Source organism: Streptomyces sp. UG1 (assembly GCF_049974585.1).
GTDB lineage: Bacteria > Actinomycetota > Actinomycetes > Streptomycetales > Streptomycetaceae > Streptomyces.
In genome coordinates this window covers 77,798-96,178 of the sequence record NZ_JBNGGG010000033.1, presented here as the reverse complement: position 1 = coordinate 96,178, position 18,381 = coordinate 77,798, and the positions used below count along the sequence as shown (strand labels likewise).

At 72.0% G+C, this 18,381-nt stretch carries 21 protein-coding genes and 1 pseudogene; 13 read left to right on the top strand and 9 right to left on the bottom strand.

Translation table 11 applies throughout. The features are described 5' to 3' along the window. The first annotated feature begins 46 nt into the window (after positions 1-46). Positions 47-460, top strand: a complete 414-nt coding sequence (locus ACP4J3_RS32800; RefSeq protein WP_426539814.1) for an SsgA family sporulation/cell division regulator — start codon at positions 47-49, stop codon at positions 458-460. A 48-nt stretch (positions 461-508) separates the two neighbouring features. On the opposite strand, the gene ACP4J3_RS32795 is transcribed toward ACP4J3_RS32800, so the two are convergent. Further along, positions 509-1,606 carry a chemotaxis protein gene (locus tag ACP4J3_RS32795; protein WP_426539813.1) on the bottom strand — a complete coding sequence of 366 codons (1,098 nt, stop codon included), beginning with the start codon at positions 1,604-1,606 and terminating at the stop codon, positions 509-511. Between the two features lie 65 nt (positions 1,607-1,671). Then, entirely contained in the window at positions 1,672-3,258 is a 1,587-nt protein-coding gene (locus tag ACP4J3_RS32790) for an alpha/beta hydrolase (protein WP_426539812.1), read from the bottom strand. Between the two features lie 270 nt (positions 3,259-3,528). On the opposite strand from ACP4J3_RS32790, the gene ACP4J3_RS32785 reads away from it, so the two are divergent. After that, positions 3,529-4,182, top strand: coding sequence for a chaplin (locus ACP4J3_RS32785; RefSeq protein WP_426539811.1), 654 nt, complete (start codon positions 3,529-3,531; stop codon positions 4,180-4,182). A gap of 238 nt (positions 4,183-4,420) precedes the next feature. Continuing rightward, positions 4,421-5,275: a GNAT family N-acetyltransferase gene (locus ACP4J3_RS32780; protein WP_426539809.1), complete on the top strand. Its 855-nt coding sequence runs from the start codon at positions 4,421-4,423 to the stop codon at positions 5,273-5,275. Positions 5,276-5,328: 53 nt separating this feature from the next. Here ACP4J3_RS32780 and ACP4J3_RS32775 read toward each other — a convergent pair whose 3' ends face one another. Beyond that, positions 5,329-5,814, bottom strand: coding sequence for a nucleoside deaminase (locus tag ACP4J3_RS32775; RefSeq protein ID WP_426539807.1), 486 nt, complete (start codon positions 5,812-5,814; stop codon positions 5,329-5,331). Between the two features lie 135 nt (positions 5,815-5,949). Here ACP4J3_RS32775 and ACP4J3_RS32770 point away from each other — a divergent pair, with 135 nt between their 5' ends. Both ACP4J3_RS32770 and ACP4J3_RS32765 read left to right on the top strand, forming a co-directional pair. Next, the gene (locus ACP4J3_RS32770) at positions 5,950-6,726 is read left to right on the top strand and encodes a GNAT family N-acetyltransferase (protein ID WP_426539806.1); all 777 of its coding nucleotides are present in this window, start codon (positions 5,950-5,952) and stop codon (positions 6,724-6,726) included. Between the two features lie 213 nt (positions 6,727-6,939). Next, on the top strand, positions 6,940-7,884 hold the full coding sequence (locus ACP4J3_RS32765; protein ID WP_426539805.1) for an NAD-dependent epimerase/dehydratase family protein: 945 nt from the start codon (positions 6,940-6,942) through the stop codon (positions 7,882-7,884). 3 nt (positions 7,885-7,887) lie between these two features. Here ACP4J3_RS32765 and ACP4J3_RS32760 read toward each other — a convergent pair whose 3' ends face one another. Continuing rightward, complete coding sequence (locus ACP4J3_RS32760) at positions 7,888-8,151, bottom strand: GlsB/YeaQ/YmgE family stress response membrane protein (RefSeq protein WP_426539803.1); 264 nt, start codon at positions 8,149-8,151, stop codon at positions 7,888-7,890. A 70-nt stretch (positions 8,152-8,221) separates the two neighbouring features. After that, a pseudogene (locus tag ACP4J3_RS32755) lies at positions 8,222-8,796 on the bottom strand (hypothetical protein). 71 nt (positions 8,797-8,867) lie between these two features. Here ACP4J3_RS32755 and ACP4J3_RS32750 point away from each other — a divergent pair. Further along, positions 8,868-9,605, top strand: a complete 738-nt coding sequence (locus ACP4J3_RS32750; protein ID WP_426539801.1) for a phosphotransferase family protein — start codon at positions 8,868-8,870, stop codon at positions 9,603-9,605. A gap of 74 nt (positions 9,606-9,679) precedes the next feature. Continuing rightward, entirely contained in the window at positions 9,680-10,447 is a 768-nt protein-coding gene (locus tag ACP4J3_RS32745) for an ArsR/SmtB family transcription factor (protein WP_426539862.1), read from the top strand. An 84-nt stretch (positions 10,448-10,531) separates the two neighbouring features. Here the strand turns inward: ACP4J3_RS32745 and ACP4J3_RS32740 are convergent, their stop codons facing one another. Then, positions 10,532-10,972, bottom strand: a complete 441-nt coding sequence (locus ACP4J3_RS32740) for an SPW repeat protein (protein WP_426539800.1) — start codon at positions 10,970-10,972, stop codon at positions 10,532-10,534. Between the two features lie 235 nt (positions 10,973-11,207). On the opposite strand from ACP4J3_RS32740, the gene ACP4J3_RS32735 reads away from it, so the two are divergent. The 4 genes from ACP4J3_RS32735 (at position 11,208) to ACP4J3_RS32720 (ending at position 14,674) form a co-directional block, all read left to right on the top strand. After that, positions 11,208-11,561 carry a YciI family protein gene (locus tag ACP4J3_RS32735; protein WP_426539861.1) on the top strand — a complete coding sequence of 118 codons (354 nt, stop codon included), beginning with the start codon at positions 11,208-11,210 and terminating at the stop codon, positions 11,559-11,561. Next, positions 11,561-12,772 carry an RNA polymerase sigma factor gene (locus tag ACP4J3_RS32730; RefSeq protein WP_426539799.1) on the top strand — a complete coding sequence of 404 codons (1,212 nt, stop codon included), beginning with the start codon at positions 11,561-11,563 and terminating at the stop codon, positions 12,770-12,772. The genes ACP4J3_RS32735 and ACP4J3_RS32730 overlap by 1 nt, the downstream gene beginning before the upstream one ends. 246 nt (positions 12,773-13,018) lie before the next feature. After that, positions 13,019-13,729 carry a chitinase gene (locus ACP4J3_RS32725; protein WP_426539798.1) on the top strand — a complete coding sequence of 237 codons (711 nt, stop codon included), beginning with the start codon at positions 13,019-13,021 and terminating at the stop codon, positions 13,727-13,729. A gap of 39 nt (positions 13,730-13,768) precedes the next feature. Beyond that, positions 13,769-14,674: an aldo/keto reductase gene (locus tag ACP4J3_RS32720; protein WP_426539796.1), complete on the top strand. Its 906-nt coding sequence runs from the start codon at positions 13,769-13,771 to the stop codon at positions 14,672-14,674. Between the two features lie 135 nt (positions 14,675-14,809). On the opposite strand, the gene ACP4J3_RS32715 is transcribed toward ACP4J3_RS32720, so the two are convergent. Continuing rightward, the gene (locus tag ACP4J3_RS32715) at positions 14,810-15,268 is read right to left on the bottom strand and encodes a pyridoxamine 5'-phosphate oxidase family protein (RefSeq protein WP_426539794.1); all 459 of its coding nucleotides are present in this window, start codon (positions 15,266-15,268) and stop codon (positions 14,810-14,812) included. 132 nt (positions 15,269-15,400) lie between these two features. Here ACP4J3_RS32715 and ACP4J3_RS32710 point away from each other — a divergent pair, with 132 nt between their 5' ends. Beyond that, positions 15,401-15,787 (top strand): VOC family protein, encoded by a 387-nt coding sequence (locus ACP4J3_RS32710; RefSeq protein ID WP_426539793.1) that lies wholly within the window; start codon positions 15,401-15,403, stop codon positions 15,785-15,787. Positions 15,788-15,834: 47 nt separating this feature from the next. Then, complete coding sequence (locus ACP4J3_RS32705; RefSeq protein WP_426539792.1) at positions 15,835-16,914, top strand: adenosine deaminase; 1,080 nt, start codon at positions 15,835-15,837, stop codon at positions 16,912-16,914. 37 nt (positions 16,915-16,951) lie between these two features. Here ACP4J3_RS32705 and ACP4J3_RS32700 read toward each other — a convergent pair whose 3' ends face one another. Together ACP4J3_RS32700 and ACP4J3_RS32695 are read right to left on the bottom strand one after the other, a co-directional pair. Next, entirely contained in the window at positions 16,952-17,461 is a 510-nt protein-coding gene (locus ACP4J3_RS32700) for a mycothiol transferase (protein ID WP_426539790.1), read from the bottom strand. Positions 17,462-17,486: 25 nt separating this feature from the next. Next, the gene (locus ACP4J3_RS32695; protein WP_426539789.1) at positions 17,487-18,374 is read right to left on the bottom strand and encodes a LysR substrate-binding domain-containing protein; all 888 of its coding nucleotides are present in this window, start codon (positions 18,372-18,374) and stop codon (positions 17,487-17,489) included. Between the last annotated feature and the right edge of the window lie 7 nt (positions 18,375-18,381).

The window sequence follows — 18,381 nt, the reverse complement described above, 5'->3', positions numbered from 1 at the left end:
ACAGCGGCAAAACCGTCCGACCGCCGACCCGCAGGGGAGACCGCCCATGGACATCGCCCTCGAGCAGCCCGCCCGCGCCCGTCTCATCACCGGCGAGGAGCGGGAGATCCCGGTACCGGCCACGCTGCGGTACTCCTCGACGGACCCGCTGGCGGTGTACTTCGACTTTCCGAACGACGTCTCGCTCGACGGACAGGGCGCCACCTGGACCTTCGCGCGCGCACTGCTGGAGGCGGGGCTGCGCGGCCCGGCGGGCGACGGGGACGTGCACATCTGGCCGTGCGGTCAGGAGCGGACGGTCGTGGAGCTGCACTCGCCCCACGGCATGGCCCTGCTCCAGTTCGACACCTCCGTCCTCAACCGCTTCCTGCTGCGGACGTACGCCGTGGTCGCGGCCGGTGAGGAGGATCTGGAGGCGGTCGTGGAGCGGGGGCTGAGCGCGCTGTTCGGCGGCGTGTGAGGAGGAGGCGGCGTGCCGCCGCGGTGTCTCCTCCTCGACGCCCCGGCGTCAGTACCGCAGCACTCCCGCCATCCCCTTGGCGTCGCTCAGCGTGCCGTCCGGCACGAAGCGCACCTCGGCGCCGGTCTCCAGGCACTGCTCGACGATCTCGTCCACGATGTCCTCGCGGGCGTCGACGTCGCCGCTCGCCGCCGGGATCAGATGGCCGCCTTCCTCGCCGCGTACGGTCGCCCGGTAGTTCTCCTCGACGGCCAGCAGCCGTACACGGCCCTCGCGGGCGCTGCGCCACAGCTCGTCGAGGCCGGCCGCGAAGGCCTTGCGGCCATGGGCGGATTCGAGTTCACGCATGACGGCTTCGGTGTTCTCGCGGATCTCGGCGGTGATCCGCGGCCGGACGGCCTGCCACACCGCCTCGTGCGTGCCGTGCGCGAGCCCGCCGTGCGGGATGTGCACCGCGATCCTGGTGGCGCCGCCGATCTCGTCCAGCAGGGACAGCGCCGCCTGTTCGCCGGTGACGTAGAGCGGCCGCGGATCGCGCCGCAGGACCGCGCTCATGGCCGAGTCGGCGTCCTTGAGGAAGTGCCGGGTGTCCTCGTCGCGGAACGTGCTCGGCGTGTCGCCGATCTGCTCGCGGCGCTCGGCGTCGAAGTTCTCCGTGCGCCGGGTCAGCGGGAAGCCGCCCGTGCGGGCCTCGGCGATGCGGTCGAGGGTGCCGTTCCACAGGGCGACGCGGTCCGCGGAGACCGACAGGACCCAGTAGGGCCGCTCGGCGGCCTGCGCGGAGACCAGGTGGCGGGTCAGGAAGGTGTCCGAGAGCACCACGCGCTCGGGCACCGTGCGGGCGAGCGACCACACCTGGTGCTCACCGGGGGCCGCGAAGATCACCAGGCCGTCCTCGGCGTAGGTGAGATCGACCTCGGCGAGCGCCTGGTCGAGCTGGCGCTCGACGTCCGTCCGGCGCTCGCGGGTGACCGACGGATCGGCCTCCAACTGCTTCTTGGCCTCGGCCACGACATTGCGCAGCCGGACATGGTCCTGGGTCCGATAGGGCTCCCGGCGATGCGTCGGCGTCAGCACGGACACGGCCGGATAGGGGCGCGGGCGCCGCAGCTCGGTGAGGGTCGTGGGACTGAGTGCGTGCTCCATAACAGCACGATAGGACCGATTCGCCGATCGGGCATTAGGGGCAATCCCATCACTGCGGCCCGCCCCTACCTTTCGTCGTCCTCCGGCCCGCAGGAACTGCCGTCGGGCGGCAGCGTGCCGTACAGCAGGAAGCTGTCCACCTTGCCGTGCACGCACTTGGAGGAGGAGTACCCGGTGTGCCCGCTGCCCTTGTTGTCCAGGACCACGGCGGAGGAGCCGAGGCGCCTGGCCGTCTCCACGGTCCAGCGGTACGGCGTCGCCGGGTCGCCGCGGGTGCCCACGAGAAGCATCTTCGGCGTGGCCACGTCCTTGACCTCGTCGCGTATGAAGTCCGTGCCCCTGGGGCGGCCGTAGCACATCAGCACCCCGCTGAGCCGGTACGGACCGAAGACCGGCGACGCCCGGTCGTACTCGGCGCGCAGCCGGTCGAGGCCGCCGATGATCTGCCGGCCGGTGGGGCGGTCGGGGTCGTCCGCGCAGTTGATCGCCATCAGCGCGGCGGGCATGTTGTCGAGGGGGACGTCCTCCTCGTCCACGAGGGCGCCGTCGTGCGGGGCGTCGGTCTCCTCGCGGCGGGCGGGCGCGGCCCCGCCGCCCGTGAAGGTCTCGATGGCATGCGTGTCGCCGTCCTCCACCAGCGAGGCCAGGGCGCGCTCCAGGGACGGCCACAACTCCTCGCTGTAGAGCGCCTGTCCCAGGGCGCCGACCAGGTCCTGTCCGGTGAAGGGCTCGCCGAAGGCCGACGGCACGGGGTCCGCGTCCAGCGAGTCGACGAGCCGTACCACCTGCTTGCGGGCCTCGCGGACGTCCTGCCCGAACGGACAGGCGATGTCCTTCACGCACCAGCCGATGAACTCGTCCAGCGCCTTCTGCTGTCCCCGCGCGCCCGCCACGCCCTGCTCGGTGAGCGGCTCGGTCAGGGTGTCCACGCCGTCGAGCACCAACCGGCCGACCTTCTCGGGGAACTGGGCGGCGTACACCGCGCCCAGCCGCGTTCCGTACGAGAAACCCAGGTAGTTGAGCTTGTCGTCGCCGAGGGCCTGGCGCATCACGTCCATGTCGCGCGAGGCGTTGACGGTGCCTATGTGGGGCAGCACGGGGCCGGAGTGGCGGGCGCAGGTGTCGGCGGCCTTGCGCAACTGCTTCAGGACGGACTGCGGATCCCGGCCGAGCTCCGTGCCGTCGTCCGGTATCTCGATGTTCTCCTGTCCGTCCCCGCAGCTCACCGGGGAGGACCTGCCGACGCCGCGCGGATCGAAGGTGATGATGTCGTAGTTGTCCGTCAGCTCCATGAAGTCCTTGGCGCCGGTCATGAACTCGGGGACGCCGGGGACGCCCGGCCCGCCGAAGTTCAGCAGCACCGAGCCCCGCCTGTCGCCGGTGGCCCGGTAGCGGGCGAGCGCCAGGTCGAGGGTGCCGGCGCGAGGATGGGCGTAGTCGAGGGGGACGGTGACCTTGCCGCACTGGAGATCCTTCGGCAGGCCTTCGCCCGGGCACTTGGCCCAGCTGATCTTCTGCCCGTAGAAGCGGGTCAGGTCGGGCTCCGGGCTGTCCGGGCCGGTCGGCAGGGCCGTGCCGAGCACGGCGAGACCGGCCGCGCCGGTGACCGCGCAGCGCCGCAGCATGGGCTGCGTTGACAGCTTGGCCAGCATGGATGCCTCCAGGACGCCCGTCGCGGACCGGGAATCGGCGTCCTCGATCACGATAGGCGGGGCCCGGAAGGCACGCCTCCGGACGTGCGGGACCGCCGAAGTGGCCGTACCCTGCGCCCTTTGCGTTCGTATCGGGCGTTTTTGCCACTAGTTCGACAAGCGTGCCACTCGATGGGGTGAAAGGCCGATAAGCCATAACTCGAATGGTTCACCTGCGTTTTATCCGATGCGGGCGAGTGCCCGCGACCATGTCTGGAAGGCAGGGAACCTATGAGACGGGTTACCCGAAACGGTGTGATCGCCATTGCCGCCGCCTCGGGCGCGATGGCCGTGACGATGCCGGCGTATGCCGACTCCGCGGCGGACGGTGCCGCGGTCGACTCACCCGGCGTGCTGTCCGGCAACACCGTTCAGCTCCCGGTGCACGTCCCGGTGAACGTGTGCGGGAACACCGTGAACGTGGTGGGGCTGCTGAACCCCGCCGTGGGCAACGACTGCGCCAACGAGGGCGGCGAGGCCGAGCCGGGCGGCGCGTCGCACGGCGGGGCGTCGGCCGAGGGCAGCGGAAAGGATTCGCCGGGCGTCGCTTCCGGCAATGTCGTGCAGCTCCCGGTGCACCTCCCGGTGAACGTCAGCGGCAACAGCGTGAACGTGGTCGGCGTCGGCAACGCGGCGATCGGCAACGAGTCGGTGAACGGCCCCGGCAAGCAGCCCCCCGCCACCACGCGGCCCGCTCCGAAGCCGTCCACACCGCGAGCCCGGCACCCGCGACCGGCGCCGCCCGCGCCCATGCCGAACGCACCCAGGGCCGCCCTCGCCCACACCGGCGTGGACCAGGCCCTCCCCACCGTGGCGGGCGCCACCGCTCTCGTCCTGGGCGGTGCCGTCCTGTACCGCCGCTTCCGCCCCGAGGCGGTGCGCTGACACGCGTCGCGCAAAGCGGTACGGCAGGCCCCACCGGGCAGGACTTGGGCGGTGGGGCCTTTGTCGTACGACTGTCGTACGACGCGGTACGGAGTCGTGTGAACATCCGTCCGGCGAATCACCCGCGGGGTGGGGCAACGGCTTGATCATGCCGTGACGCCCTCCCGCGTGATCCGCGAGGATGCTGCGAGCGCGGTGGATCACCCGCGCGCACCCCCGGACGGAACGGAGCGCATTCATGGCCGCATCGGCCCCCGAAGACCTCGTCATCACGCAGGCCGGCCTCGACGACTGGCCGGTCGTCCGGGGATGGGCCGTCGACGAGGGCTGGAACCCGGGACTCGCGGACAGCGCGGCCTTCTTCGCCCAGGACCCCGAGGGCTTCTTCCTCGGCCGGATCGACGGCGAGCCCGTCTCGGCGATCTCGGTCGTCAACTACGGCTCCGACTACGCGTTCCTGGGCTGGTACCTGGTCCGCCCCGACCTGCGCGGCCGCGGTTACGGCCTCACCACCTGGAAGACCGCGCTGGCGCACGCGCAGAGCCGCACGGTGGGCCTCGACGGAGTCGTCGCCCAGCAGGACAACTACCGCCGCTCCGGCTTCGAGTTCGCCCACCGCACCTTCCGGTACACCGGAACCGCGCCCGCCGCTCCCGCCCCGGCGGACGTGCGGGCCCTTCGCCCCGAGGACGTCGAGGACGTCATCGCCTACGACGGCGCCTGCACGCCGGCCGACCGCCCCCGCTTCCTCGCGCACTGGCTCACCGGCCCCGGTCACCGGGCCGTCGTCCGCCGCACCGGCCATCGCGTCACCGGCTACGGCGTGATCCGCCCCGGCCACGACTGCCCGCGCATCGGCCCGCTCTTCGCGGACACCCCGGAGGACGCGCGGGCGGTCTTCACCGCCCTGACCGCCGAGGCGGCCGGCCGCGAGGTGGCCGTCGACGTGCCCGAGAACAACCCGGCGGGCGTCGCCCTCGCCGAGGCGGCCGGCTTCACGCCGTCCTTCGAGACCGCCCGCATGTACACGGGCCCGGTGCGGCCGTACGCGCAGGAGCGCGTCTTCGGCGTGGCCACGCTGGAGCTGGGCTAGCGAGGTCCCGGGCCGCCGTTCCCAGGCTGTCGAGCGGTGCCGGACGTGGCCCGTCAGCCCGGCTGCCGGTGGAAGCGGAAGTGCAGTGCGCGGACGTCCTCCGTCAGCTCGGGCACCGGGCCCTCCACGGTCACGCCCGGCGCCACCTCCTGGATCGCCAGGGTCCGTACCGGTGGCGCGGGCACGCCCAACTCGGACAGCCAGCCGCCCAGTTGCTCCGACGAGGCGACGTACACGATGCGTCCCAGGCCCACCCACGCGTGCGCGGCCGCGCACATCGGGCAGTGCTCGCCCGAGGTGTACACCGTCGCGGCGGCCCGCTCCTCGGGCGACATATGGGCGGCGGACCAGCGTGCCAGCTCGAACTCGGGGTGCCGGGTGCGGTCGCCGGAGGCCACCCGGTTGTGGTCCTCGGCGAGCACCTCGCCGTCCGCCCCCACCAGAACCGAGCCGAACGGCTCGTCCCCGGCCTGAAGCGCCTCGGCCGCGAGCGCGACGCAGCGGCGCAGGTGTGGCAGTTCGGTGTCCTTCACGACCATGGTGTACGGCCCTCCCGGCGGCGCGATTCTCGGTGCGCATCCCATGGTCGCCGACGCACGCCCTCACTGGCCGGGAAGGGGCGGCCGGGTCGTAAAGGGCTTGCTGCGGCGGCGGCGCGGTGCTGGAGTGACCCCATGGATCATGCCGGGGTGCTCGCCCTCTTCGACCGGGATCTACGTGAAGGCGCGCGGCCGGACGGCCCCGACACGCGGGTCGAGCGGGTGGGCCGGGTCGTCCGCCAGGTGTCGTCCGCGCACGGCTGGAACGGCGTCGTGTGGTCCGGCCTGGACGAGGCGAGCGCCGACGCCGCGATCACCGAACAGATCGCCCACTTCTCCGGACTGGGGCTCACGTTCGAGTGGAAGCTCTACGGCCACGACCTCCCCGTGGACCTCGGACGGCGGCTCAGGGACGCGGGCTTCGCGCCCGAGCCGGAGGAGACGCTGATGATCGGCGAGGCCGCCGACCTGAACCTGGACGCCGAGCCACCGGACGGCGTCCGCGTCGTCCCCGTGACCGACCGGGCCGGCGTCGACCTCGTCGCCGAGGTGCACGAAAGGGCCTTCGGCGCCGACGGCTCCCGGCTCCGGCACCACTTGCTCGCCCAGCTCACGGCCGACGCGGACACCGTGGTCGCGGTCGTCGCCCTGGCCGGTGACACTCCGGTCAGTGCTGCCCGGATGGAGCTGGTGCCGGGCACGCGGTTCGCCGGGCTGTGGGGCGGCGGGACCGTCGAGGGCTGGCGCGGCCGGGGCATCTACCGTGCGCTGGTCGCCCACCGCGCCCGGGCCGCCGTGGCGCGTGGCTACCGGTATCTCCAGGTCGACGCCATGAGCACGAGCCGTCCCATCCTCGAACGACTCGGCTTCGAACCGCTGACCACGACCACGCCTTACGTGTACACGCCGTAGGCACACGGCGAGACCGGGGGAGCGTTGATGGCCGAGGACTCCCCGTGGACGCGACCAGCCGCAAGGGGCGGACGCGTGCCGAGCTGGATGAGAAGTACCTCGCGGCGCACCGTGCGGGCCGTGACCTGGTACGAGGGGCCGCTCGCTGCACGGTGACCCGAGCCGGTGCGGCCGAGATGTCACATCCGGGGCCGGTCCGTTCGTCGCACCTGCATGACGACGAACCACACAGACGACAGCGGCCGGAGCCGGACCGTCCTCCTCGCGGGTGCCGGCGGTGTCCTCGGCCGGCACATCGCGCGCGCTCTGACCGAGGCGGGCCACCAGGTCACCGGCCTCGGCCGTGGCCCGCGCAACGACATCCAGGCCGACCTGATGGACCGCGACGCCCTCCTGCGCGCCGTCGACGGCCACCGCTTCGACACCGTGATCCACGCCGCGACCGCCCTGCGCAAGCCGCCCATGCGCCATCGCGACATGCACGCCACCAACGCGCTGCGCACCGACGGAACCGCCCACCTGATCGAGGCCGCGCAGGCCACCGGCGCCCGGCGCCTCGTGGCGGAGTCGATGGTCTTCGGATACGGCTACGGAGACCACGGCGACCAAGTGATCACCGAGGACGACCACTTCGGCCCGCGCGGCCGCTCCCCGGAGCTGGAGGCGCACATCGCGGCGATGCGCGTCAAGGAGCAGCTCACCTTCGGCACCCCGGGTCTGGAGGGCGTCGCACTGCGCTTCGGTCTGTTCTACGGCCCGGGCGGCACCGACGCCCTCCTGCCGATGCTGCGCAAGCGGCAACTGCCCGTCCCCGCCGACCACGGCCGCGCCCTGCCCTGGGTCGAGCTCACCGACGCGGCCCGAGCGGTGGCCGCCGCCGTCGAACGCGGGCGCCCCGGCCAGGCGTACAACATCGCCGACCGGGCTCCGCTGGGGTTCGGGGCGCATGTGCGCCGCGTGGCCGAGGAGTTCGGGCTGCCGAAGCCGATGACCGTACCGCTGTGGCTGACGCGGCTCATGCCGTACGCGCACACGGTGATGTCCACGACGCTGCGCGTCTCCACCGCCAAGGCGGAACGGGAACCGGGCTGGACGCCCGTCCACCCGACGTCCCGCGACGGCCTCGCCGCGATGCGGGCCGCCGGGACGCTCACCTGATCGTCAGCGGCGTGCCTTCGCCCGGTCCAGTGCGGCGACGCCCAGCGCGGCGAGGCCGATCTGGATGAGCCACTCGACCCAGTCGACGCCGTCGGTGTCCGCGACGTCGAAGCCGGCCGCGATCGCGGAGCCGAGCAGCGCGGCCGCGATGCCGACGAGGATCGTCCACAGGACGCCGATGCGCTGACGGCCCGGCACCACGAGTCGTCCGAGCACACCGATGATGATGCCGATCACGATGGCACTGATGATGCCCGAGATCTCCATTTGGACCCTCTTTCTCCTGTCCCCGCAGTAGTTCGGGTTCCCCGCGGAGAGAGGGACAGTCCGTTCCGCTTCAACCGGCGGCCGGCGCGGGGCCGGTCGCCGGCGCGGAGCCGTCCACGACCCACCCGGTGGCGGCTACGACCTCCGCGGCGATGTCGATCACGGCACGGCCGTCGGTCACCACGCGCGGCCGTCGGCGGGCGCGTGTTCGTCGAGGAGACGCGCCTTGCGCGCACTGTTGCGCACCTCGTGCTCCAACTCGGAGCCGAGCTCGCGCCCGGTGAGCCGCCGTTCGGCCGTCGCGTCGGTGGCGGTCAGCAGAACCCGCACCAGCCGTACGCCGTCCCCCATGGCCCCGCGGAAGACGGGCGCGGACGCGTCGAGCACGCTCGCGGTGTTCGTGTAGACGAGGCGCCGGTATCCGAGCCCGGCGTAGTTCCCCCACACGGCGGCCAGGTTCCGCGCCGTGATGTCGGCCCGGTGCGCATCGCCGGGCGGCGCCGGGTGGACGGCGCCCATGAAGTCGCCGTCGATCACCGCGTGCGCGACCCGCGCGGCCCGCAGCTGTGCCGAGACCTCCCAGCCGACCGTCGTCTTGCCGACCCCGGCCCGTCCTCCGATGAGCAGTACCTCCGGCTGATCCATGCGGGCAGCGTGCCCGGGTACGGGCATGCTTGGCGAGTGGTTTTGGTGCCCGTCGATCAGTGGAGGTGTGGATGGCCGGGCAGGTACTCGGCGGTGGAGCCGTCAGTCAGGTGGTGCGGGTCGGGACGACCGTGCGCCGCAGACCGTCCGAACGGCCGGAGTATGTGCGGCAGTTGCTCGCGCTCTTCGAGTCACGGGGATGGGAGGGCGCTCCGCGCTACATCGGGACGGACGAGCAGGGCCGGGAGGTGTTGGGGTACCTGGAGGGCCGGGCGGCCGTCACTCCTCGGGAGCGGGCCGCGGCGGACACGGACGCGGCGCTCGTGCGGGTGGCCCAACTCGTCCGCGCCGTCCACGACATGACGCACGGAACACCGCTGGCCGGCGACCGGGACGTCGTGTGCCACAACGACCTCGCGCCCAAGAACACGGTGTACACGGTGGAGGGCGCCGACTGGTGGCCGACCGCCCTCGTCGACTGGGACCTCGCCGCGCCCGGCGAGCGCATCCATGACCTCGCCCATGTGTGCTGGCAGTACCTGGATCTCGGGCCCGGCGTCACCCAGGTGGCCGAGACGGCGCGGCGGATCGCGCTCATCTGCGACGCGTACGGGCCGTACGGCGGCGACGGGATCGTCGACGCGATCCTGTGGTGGCAGGACCGCTGCCGACGGGGCATCGAGGCCGGTGCCGCGCGGGGCGAGCCGGCCATGGTGGGGCTGCGGGACCGTGGAGCCGTGGACGAGGTGCGTGACGCCTACGCGTGGACGGCTGAGCACCGTCGTGAGCTGGAGGTGTTCCTGACCTGACGCCGCCAGTCATTGACATGCAGGTAATTACCTGCATAACGTTGAGTGTGCGATCCGACAGTGGCGACCCCGCGATGGACAAGGTCTTCAAGGCGCTGGCCGACCAGACGCGCAGACGGCTCCTGGACCGGCTGCACGAGGACAACGGGCAGACGCTGGGGGAGCTGTGTGCGCGTATCGACATGGCGCGCCAGTCGGTGACCCAGCATCTGGGGGTCCTGGAGGCCGCCAACCTGGTCAGCACGGTGCGGCGGGGGCGGGAGAAGCTGCACTACCTCAATCCGGTCCCGCTCCACGAGATCCAGGAGCGGTGGATCGACAAGTTCGAGCACCCGCGCCTGCGTGTGCTGGGGGCCGTGAGACGACGAGCCGAGGAAGCCATGACCGACAAGCCCGCATTCGTCTACGTCACCTACATCGAGAGCACCCCCGAGAAGGTCTGGGACGCCCTCACCGACGCCGACCTGGCCGCCGCCTACTGGGGCCACGGCAACGTCTCGGACTGGCGGCCCGGCTCCCGCTGGGAACACGTCCGTACGGACGGCTCGGGCATCGCCGACGTGGTCGGCACCGTCGTGGAGAGCGAGCGCCCCACCCGTCTGGTCACCACCTGGGTGGCGCCGGACGAGGAGGGGCAGGAGGACAAGTACTCCCGGGTCACCTTCGACATCCGGCAGCACGCCGAGATCGTCCGGCTCACCGTGACCCACGAGGACCTGGCGGACGAGAGCGCGCGTGCCGACGTGTCGTCCGGGTGGCCCGCGGTGCTGTCCAACCTCAAGTCGCTCCTGGAGACCGGCCATGTGCTGCCTCAGGAACCGTGGCTCATGCCGGCCCGCTGAGCGGGCCCGCCGAGGTGTGGGCAGGGGAAAGGCCGGTCCGCGGATGGTGCGGACCGGCCTTCGTGCGTACCTGTCCGGTCGCCGCTACGGCCTCGAGGTGCTCCTCGCCGCCGCTCCGGCGCACATCAGGCCCAGGATCACGGCCAGTGCGCCGATGATGACGTTGTTCACGATGACGCCCGCGTCCGGGCTGTCCCCGACGACCCATGGCGCGATGATCATCCAGACACCGATCGCGGAGCAGGCCCAGCTCAGGCCGTACATGCGTTCCGGAGCCCGGGTGAATCCGAGGGCCAGCAGCCCGATCGCGATCCCCACGACCAGGTTGTGGGTCACGAGCGGGGGCTGGCTCGTCGTGTAGTGGAGTATCCAGGGGGACACCGCACAGTACAGACCGAGCAGGAACACCGGTCCGTCCAGCAGCGTCACATCACGACCGCCGAGCATGCGGGCGTAGCGGTCCCGCATTTCGGATACATCGGGGTGGGCGGTTATGTCACCTCTGGTGGGCTGCACGTTGGCCATGACTCGTCTCCTTTGACTCGCAGGCCTGACCGCGTCTGGTGCGGTATGCGGTAAGCGCGCCTACGGTCATTCTGCGCTTATTTCGTCCTTATGTGTAGAGGTCGACGGGTTCATGACGATGTAAACGGAGGAGGTCTCCGAAAAATTCTTCAGGCGCACCGCGTACGGGTGTCGATCCGGGGCCGGGCCGTTCGTGTAGGAGGTGAAGACCACCACGAGGCCCGAGGAGGCCGACATGAAGTACTACCTGCTCAACGTTATGCAGCCGGTCGGGGAACCGCCCGCCCCGGAAGTCCTCGGCGAGATCGAGAAGAACCTCGACGTGCTCAACCGGGAGCTGCGCGAGGCGGGCGCCTGGGTGTTCGCCGGAGGGCTGCACGGCCCGGAGTCGTCCACCGTGCTGCGGCCCCGCGACGGCGACGTCCTGGTCACCGACGGACCGTACGCCGAGGGCAAGGAGATGCTCGGCGGCATCAGCCTCATCAAGGCGCCCGACCTGGACGCGGCCCTCGAATGGGGTCGCAGGCTGGCCCTGGCGACCACCCTGCCGATCGAGGTGCGCCCGTTCATGGGCGAAGCCGACGACTGATGGGCGCCCCGGACGCCCCGGATGTCCGGGACGTAGAGGCCGTCTTCCGCGCGGAGTACGGCCGCGCGGTAGCCGTCCTCGTCCGCTTCCTCGGCGACATCGACCTCGCCGAGGAAGCGGTCCAGGACGCCTTCACCACGGCCCTGCGGCGCTGGCCGCAGACCGGTGCGCCGCCGAGCCCGGCCGGCTGGATCATCACCACCGCCCGCAACCGTGCCATCGACCGGCTGCGCCGCGAGGCCGGCCGGGACGAACGCCACGCCCAGGCGGCCCTGCTGCACGCCCCCGACGCACCGCCCGAGGAGGGCCCCGTGCGCGACGAACGGCTCCGGCTCATCTTCACCTGCTGCCACCCGGCCCTGTCCGCCCAGGCGCGGGTCGCCCTCACCCTGCGCCTGCTCGGCGGGCTCACCACCGCCCAGATCGCGCGAGCCTTCCTGGTGCCGGAGCCGACCATGGCCCAGCGACTGGTGCGGGCGAAGGCGAAGATCCGCAACGCCGGGATCCCGTATCGCGTGCCCCGGGACGCGGACCTGCCGGACCGGCTCACGGGGGTGCTGGCCGTCGTCTACCTGATCTTCAATCAGGGGTACGAGGGTGAGGCGGACCTGTGCGCGGAGGCCGTACGGCTCGGCCGGCTGCTGGCCGAACTCATGCCGGACGAGCCCGAGGTCACCGGACTGCTCGCGCTGATGCTCCTCGTCGAGTCCCGCCGGCCCGCGCGGCAGGACGAGCACGGCGCGCTCGTGCCGCTGCCGGAGCAGGACCGTGCGCGCTGGGACCGCGAGCTGATCGCCGAGGGACAGACACTCGTGCGCCGCTGCCTGCGCCGGGGCAGGCCGGGGCCGTACCAACTCCAGGCCGCCGTCCAGGCCGTGCACAGCGACGCGCCGACCCCGCGGGTCACGGACTGGGATCAGATCCGGCAGCTCTACGACCACCTCATGGCCGTCGCCCCCAGCCCGGTCGTGGCCCTCAACCGGGCGGTCGCCGTGGCCGAGACCGAAGGCCCCGCCCAGGCCCTCGACCTCGTGGACGCGCTGGAACTCGACGGCTACCACGTCTTCCATGCCGTCCGCGCGGACCTGCTGCGCCGCCTGGGCCGGGACGCGGAGGCCGTGCGGGCGTACGACGCCGCCCTCGCTCTCTCGCAGAACCCGGCGGAGAGGGCCTACCTGGAACGCCGGCGCCGGGAGCTCCTCGGTGCCTGACGTCCCCGCGTACGTGGGCCGAGCGGTGCGGTGACCCCGGCGCTTTCCCGACTCCCACAGTGGTCGGGCGGGTTGACTGGTCTACACCCTTGACTGGTACAGACCAACGCGGTTGAGTGTGTCCCCACAACCCCCCACCACGGCCGCCCCCACGCCGTGACCGACTCCGTCGGTGCGTGCGCACGAGGTGCTGATCTCCCCTGCCCTCGTCCGGGTGCGGCCGTGCTCCGCAAAGGAGTTGATCCTGTGAACGGGCGCCGTACCGCCGCACTCGTCTCCTCGCTCGCCCTGGGCAGCGCCGCGCTGCTCCTTCAGCCCGCCCCGAGCGCGTCCGCCGCCGGATTCGTGGTGAGCGAGGCGCAGTTCAACCAGATGTTCCCGAACCGGAACCCCTTCTACACCTACAGCGGCCTGACCGCCGCGCTGAGCGCCTACCCCGGCTTCGCCAACACCGGCAGCGACACCGTCAAGAAGCAGGAGGCCGCCGCCTTCCTCGCCAACGTCAACCACGAGACCGGCGGCCTGGTCCACATCGTCGAGCAGAACACCGCCAACTACCCCCACTACTGCGACCGCACCCAGCCCTACGGCTGCCCCGCGGGCCAGGACGCCTACTACGGCCGCGGTCCCATCCAGCTCTCCTGGAACTTCAACTACAAGGCCGCCGGCGACGCCCTCGGCATCGACCTGCTCAACAACCCCTGGCGGGTGCAGAACGAATCGGCCGTCGCCTGGAAGACCGGCCTGTGGTACTGGAACACCCAGACCGGCCCCGGCACCATGACCCCCCACAACGCCATGGTCAACCAGGCCGGCTTCGGCCAGACCATCCGCTCCATCAACGGCTCCCTGGAATGCGACGGCAAGAACCCCGCCCAGGTGCAGAGCCGCGTCGACGCCTACCAGCGGTTCAGCTCCGTCCTCGGCGTCTCGCCCGGCGGCAACCTCTACTGCTGAAGCCCCGGCTCGCCCGCCCGTGTGTGCGAGACTCCGCCGATGACCTCCGAAACGATCACCGCGGACGCCGCGGGCACCTGGAAGCTCGGCGACCTGCCCGTGAGCCGCGTCGGCTTCGGCGCGATGCGGCTGACGGGCAGCGCCGCCTTCCACCACGGGACGCCGAGCGAGCGGTCACGCTCGATCGCCGTACTGCGCAAGGCGGTCGAGCTGGGCGTCAACCACATCGACACCGCCGCCTTCTACTTCTCCGCCCTGCGCTCCGCCAACGAACTGATCAACACCGCGCTGGCGCCCTACCCCGACGACCTGGTCATCGCCACCAAGGTCGGCCCCTTCCGCGACTACCACGGCGACTGGGGCACCTCGGCGCGCCCCGACCAACTGCGCGGCCACGTCGAGGAGAACCTGCGCCAGCTCGGCCGCGACCACCTGGACGTCGTCTATCTGCGCCGCATGCGGCAGGACTCCATCGCCGAGCACTTCGGCGCGCTGGCCGAGCTGCGCGAGGCCGGACTGATCCGCCATCTCGGCATCTCCGCCGTGGCGCCACGGCATCTCGCCGAGGCGCGGGCCATCGCACCCGTGGTGTGCGTGCAGAACCGGTACGCGCTCGACCGGCCCGACCCCGAGGCCGACGAACTCCTGCGCCGGTGCGGCGAACAGGGCATCGCCTTCGTGCCGTTCTACGCCGTGGCCGGGGAGGCGGGGGAGCAGGGGGCGACCGCCGCCCACGACGCCGAGGTGCTCGCCGTGGCCCGGGCGCACGGCGCGAGCCCCGCCCAGGTACGCCTCGCCTGGACCCTGCACCAGGGCCCGCACGTCCTCGCCATCCCCGGCACCGGCAACCCCGGGCACCTGGCCGAGAACGTGGCCGCGGGCGCCCTGCGCCTCACGGACGACGAGCTGGCCCGGCTCGACGCGGCGCGAGAACAGACCGGTTGAGCCGGACCGCCGGCATCTGCCGGACGTGGTCCAGGTCCTCGCCACGCGTACCTTGATGCCGTTCACGTTCAGCACCACATACGCGAAGCCCTCGTTGGCGTCGGCGGCGCGAAGGGGCGAACGTACGGAAGTTGTTCAGACGAGCCAGATTCCGTCCCGCATGAGGTGCCGCTTTGGCAGTTCGCGCTGCTCGTGCCAGGCCTGCACCGCACGCGGTCGCACCCGGTGGTAGGCGTACGTCGAGGAGTCCCCGCGCGGGTCCCAGCCGGTCTTCGCATGGAACGCCTCGGCCGCCGCGGCCGGCACCTCGTCGCTGCCGTAGGTCTCCACGTCGCCGTCGATGAGGACGACGTCACGCGTGTCCCCGAAAGCCAGCCGGGTCCGGCGGCCGGCGCGGAGGTTGCGGCCCGTGGGGTTGCCGGGGCGGGTGGCCAGCCAGAGCGCCTCGCCGTCCCAGACGAACCACAGCGCGACCAGACACGGCACCCCGTCGGCGCCCGCCGAGGCCACCCAGATGTCGATCTCCCGTTCCAGCCGGTCCAGGACGTCCCGCTTGCGGTGCTCGGGGCTGCGTGGCGCTTCCTTGATCGTCATGGCCGGAACGCTAGCTGCCGGCCGCCCGTCGCACCTCGGGCCGCAGGCGGACCACGGTCCCGGTCATGACTGGCGCCGGAGAAGTTTTACGTATAACCTCTCCCGTCAACCGACTGCCCCGGAAGGCCCCCGATGAGACACGTCGCCCTGGTCGCCCTCGTCGTCGACGACTACGACGAGGCGATCCGCTTCTACACCGAAGCCCTCGGCTTCCGGCTCGTCGAGGACACCCCGCGCCCGGACGGCTCCCGCTGGGTCGTCGTCCAGCCCGGCGAGCAGGGCACCGGGCTGCTGCTGGCCCGGGCCAAGGGCGACGCGCAGCGCGCCCGGGTCGGTGACCAGACCGGCGGGCGTGTCGGGTTCTTCCTGCACACCGACGACTTCGCCCGCGACCACGCCCGGATGCTCGCCGCCGGCGTGACCTTCCTGGAGAAGCCCCGGCACGAGCCCTACGGCTCGGTCGCCGTCTTCCAGGACCTGTACGGCAACCGCTGGGACCTGCTCCAGCCCGCCGGCTGATCCTCCCTCCGCCACCCTGCTCGCCCCGCTCAAAGAAAGACCGCACCATGACCGCTACGCGCGTAGACGCAGATGTGATCCGCCGCCTCCCCAAGGCCGTCCTGCACGACCACCTCGACGGCGGTCTGCGCCCCGCCACCGTCGTGGAGCTGGCGGAGGCGGTCGGCCACACCCTGCCCACCACCGACCCGGACGAGCTCGCCGCCTGGTACTTCGACGCCGCGAACTCCGGCGACCTGGTCCGCTACATCGCCACCTTCGAGCACACCCTCGCCGTGATGCAGACCCGCGAGGGCCTGCTGCGCACCGCCGAGGAGTACGTCCTCGACCTCGCGGCCGACGGTGTCGTCTACGGCGAGGTGCGCTACGCCCCCGAGCTGAACACCACCGGCGGGCTGACCCTCGCCGAGGTCGTCGAGACCGTCCAGGAGGGCCTTGCCGCCGGTATGGCCAAGGCCGCGGCCGCCGGCACTCCGGTGCGCGTCGGCACCCTGCTGTGCGGCATGCGGATGTTCGACCGGGTGCGCGAGGCCGCCGACCTGGCCGTAGCCTTCCGGGACGCCGGTGTCGTCGGCTTCGACATCGCCGGTGCCGAGGCCGGCTTCCCCGCCGCCGACCACCTGGACGCCTTCGAGCACCTGCGGCGCGAGAGCGTGCCGTTCACCATCCACGCCGGTGAGGCCGACGGCCTGTCCAGCATCCACCAGGCCCTGCAGATCTGCGGCGCCCAGCGCCTCGGGCACGGCGTGCGCATCACCGACGACATCCCCGACCTCGCTGCCGGCAAGCTGGGCCGACTCGCCGGCTGGGTCCGTGACCGCCGTATCGCGCTGGAGATGTGCCCGACCTCCAACCTCCAGACCGGCGCCGCCACCTCGATAGCCGGGCACCCGATCACCGCGCTGAAGGACCTGGGCTTCAGGGTCACCCTCAACACCGACAACCGTCTGGTGTCGGGGACGACGATGACCCGGGAGATGTCCCTGCTGGTCGAGGAGGCCGGCTGGGGCGTGGAGGACCTGCGCACGGTCACGGTGAACGCCGTGAAGAGCGCGTTCATCCCGTTCGACGAGCGCAAGGCCCTCATCGAGGACGTCGTCCTGCCGGGGTACGCGGCCGAGCTGTGACGCGGCCCGCGGGTTAGGGAGCCTTTCAAGGCACCCCCTACGGCAGGGGCAGCAGCCCGCGGACGTAGGCGGCCTGTCCGATGTGCTGGAGATCGTCGGACAGGACGCTGACCAGCCGTACGCCCAGCGTGACCGGTGGATCCCAGCGCTCGTCCACGATCCGCTCCAGATCCTTGGCCGCCAGCTCGCGCAGCGCGCCGAGGCTCTGGGCGTGCACGGCGTCGTAGTAGCCGGTCAGCAGGTCACCGGAGTCGACCCGCACCTTGGCGACCTTCGCCGGGGTGTGGCCGAAGCCGGTGTCGTGGCGCGGCAGGTCGAGGCCGAAGGTCTGCTGCCAGTCCTGCGCCAGCCACACCTGGTCGAGGCCGAAGGCGTCGGCGATGTGGTCGTCCTGGACCCGGGTGAGATGCCAGACCAGCCAGGCGACGGAGTTGGCGTCGGGGGAGGGCCGGGCGGTCAGCTCGTCGGGGCCGAGGCCCTCGACGGTGGCGTGGACTTCTTCCTGGATGCGGTTGTACCCGTCGATGAGGATGTCCTTCGCATGCATGGCTCCACCATCGCGCAACCGCCCGTCACTCGCCTTCCGTCTCCAGCAGCGCCATCAGGGCCCGGGCCGCCGGGCTGGTGGCCTGCGCGGGCGGCAGCAGGGCGACCGTCTCGTAGACGGTCTCGTCGGAGGCCTTCACCGGCAGGGCGGTCAGGGCCGGGCGCTTGTGCCGGAAGTGCCGCGGTACGACGGCGACGCCGAGGTTCTCGTCCACCAGGTCCAGGAGGCTGTGCACGTCGTTGACCTCCAGCGCGACGCTGCGCCGTACGCCCGCGGCCGCGAAGACCGCGTCGGTGGTGCGGCGCGGCCCCCAGTCCGGGTGGAAGTCGACGAACACCTCCCCGCCCAGTTCCTCGGGGGTGACCGCCGCCCCGGCCGCCGCGAGCCGGTGGCTCGGATGGCACAGGACGGTCATCGGCTCGCCGTACAGCGGGACGACCCGCAACTGGTCGGTGTCCTCCTGCGCGGCCCGCACGGCGAAGGCCATGTCCAGTCGGCCGGCCGCGACCTCCTCCGCGAGCGCGCCCGAGCCCGCCTGGCGCAGACAGATCTCCACGTCCGGGTGCTCCCGCCGGAAGGCCGCGAGCAGCCCCGCCACATGCACCCCGGCGATGCACTGCTCGGACCCGAGCGCCAGCATCCCGCGCAGTACGCCCTGCACCGCGGCCACCGCCTCGTGCGCGGCCCGCACCTGCGCCAGGATCCGCTCCGCCTCGCACAGCAGGGCGCGGCCGGCCGGGGTGAGCGTCACCCGGCGGGTGGTGCGCACGAACAGCGGGGTCTGCAACTCCCGCTCCAGCGCCCGGATCGAGGCCGACAGACCCGACTGGGACACCAGCAGGCGCTCGGCCGCCCGGGTGAAGTGCTGGTCCTCGGCGACCGCGACGAAGTGCTGGAGATGGCGCAGTTCCATGATTGAG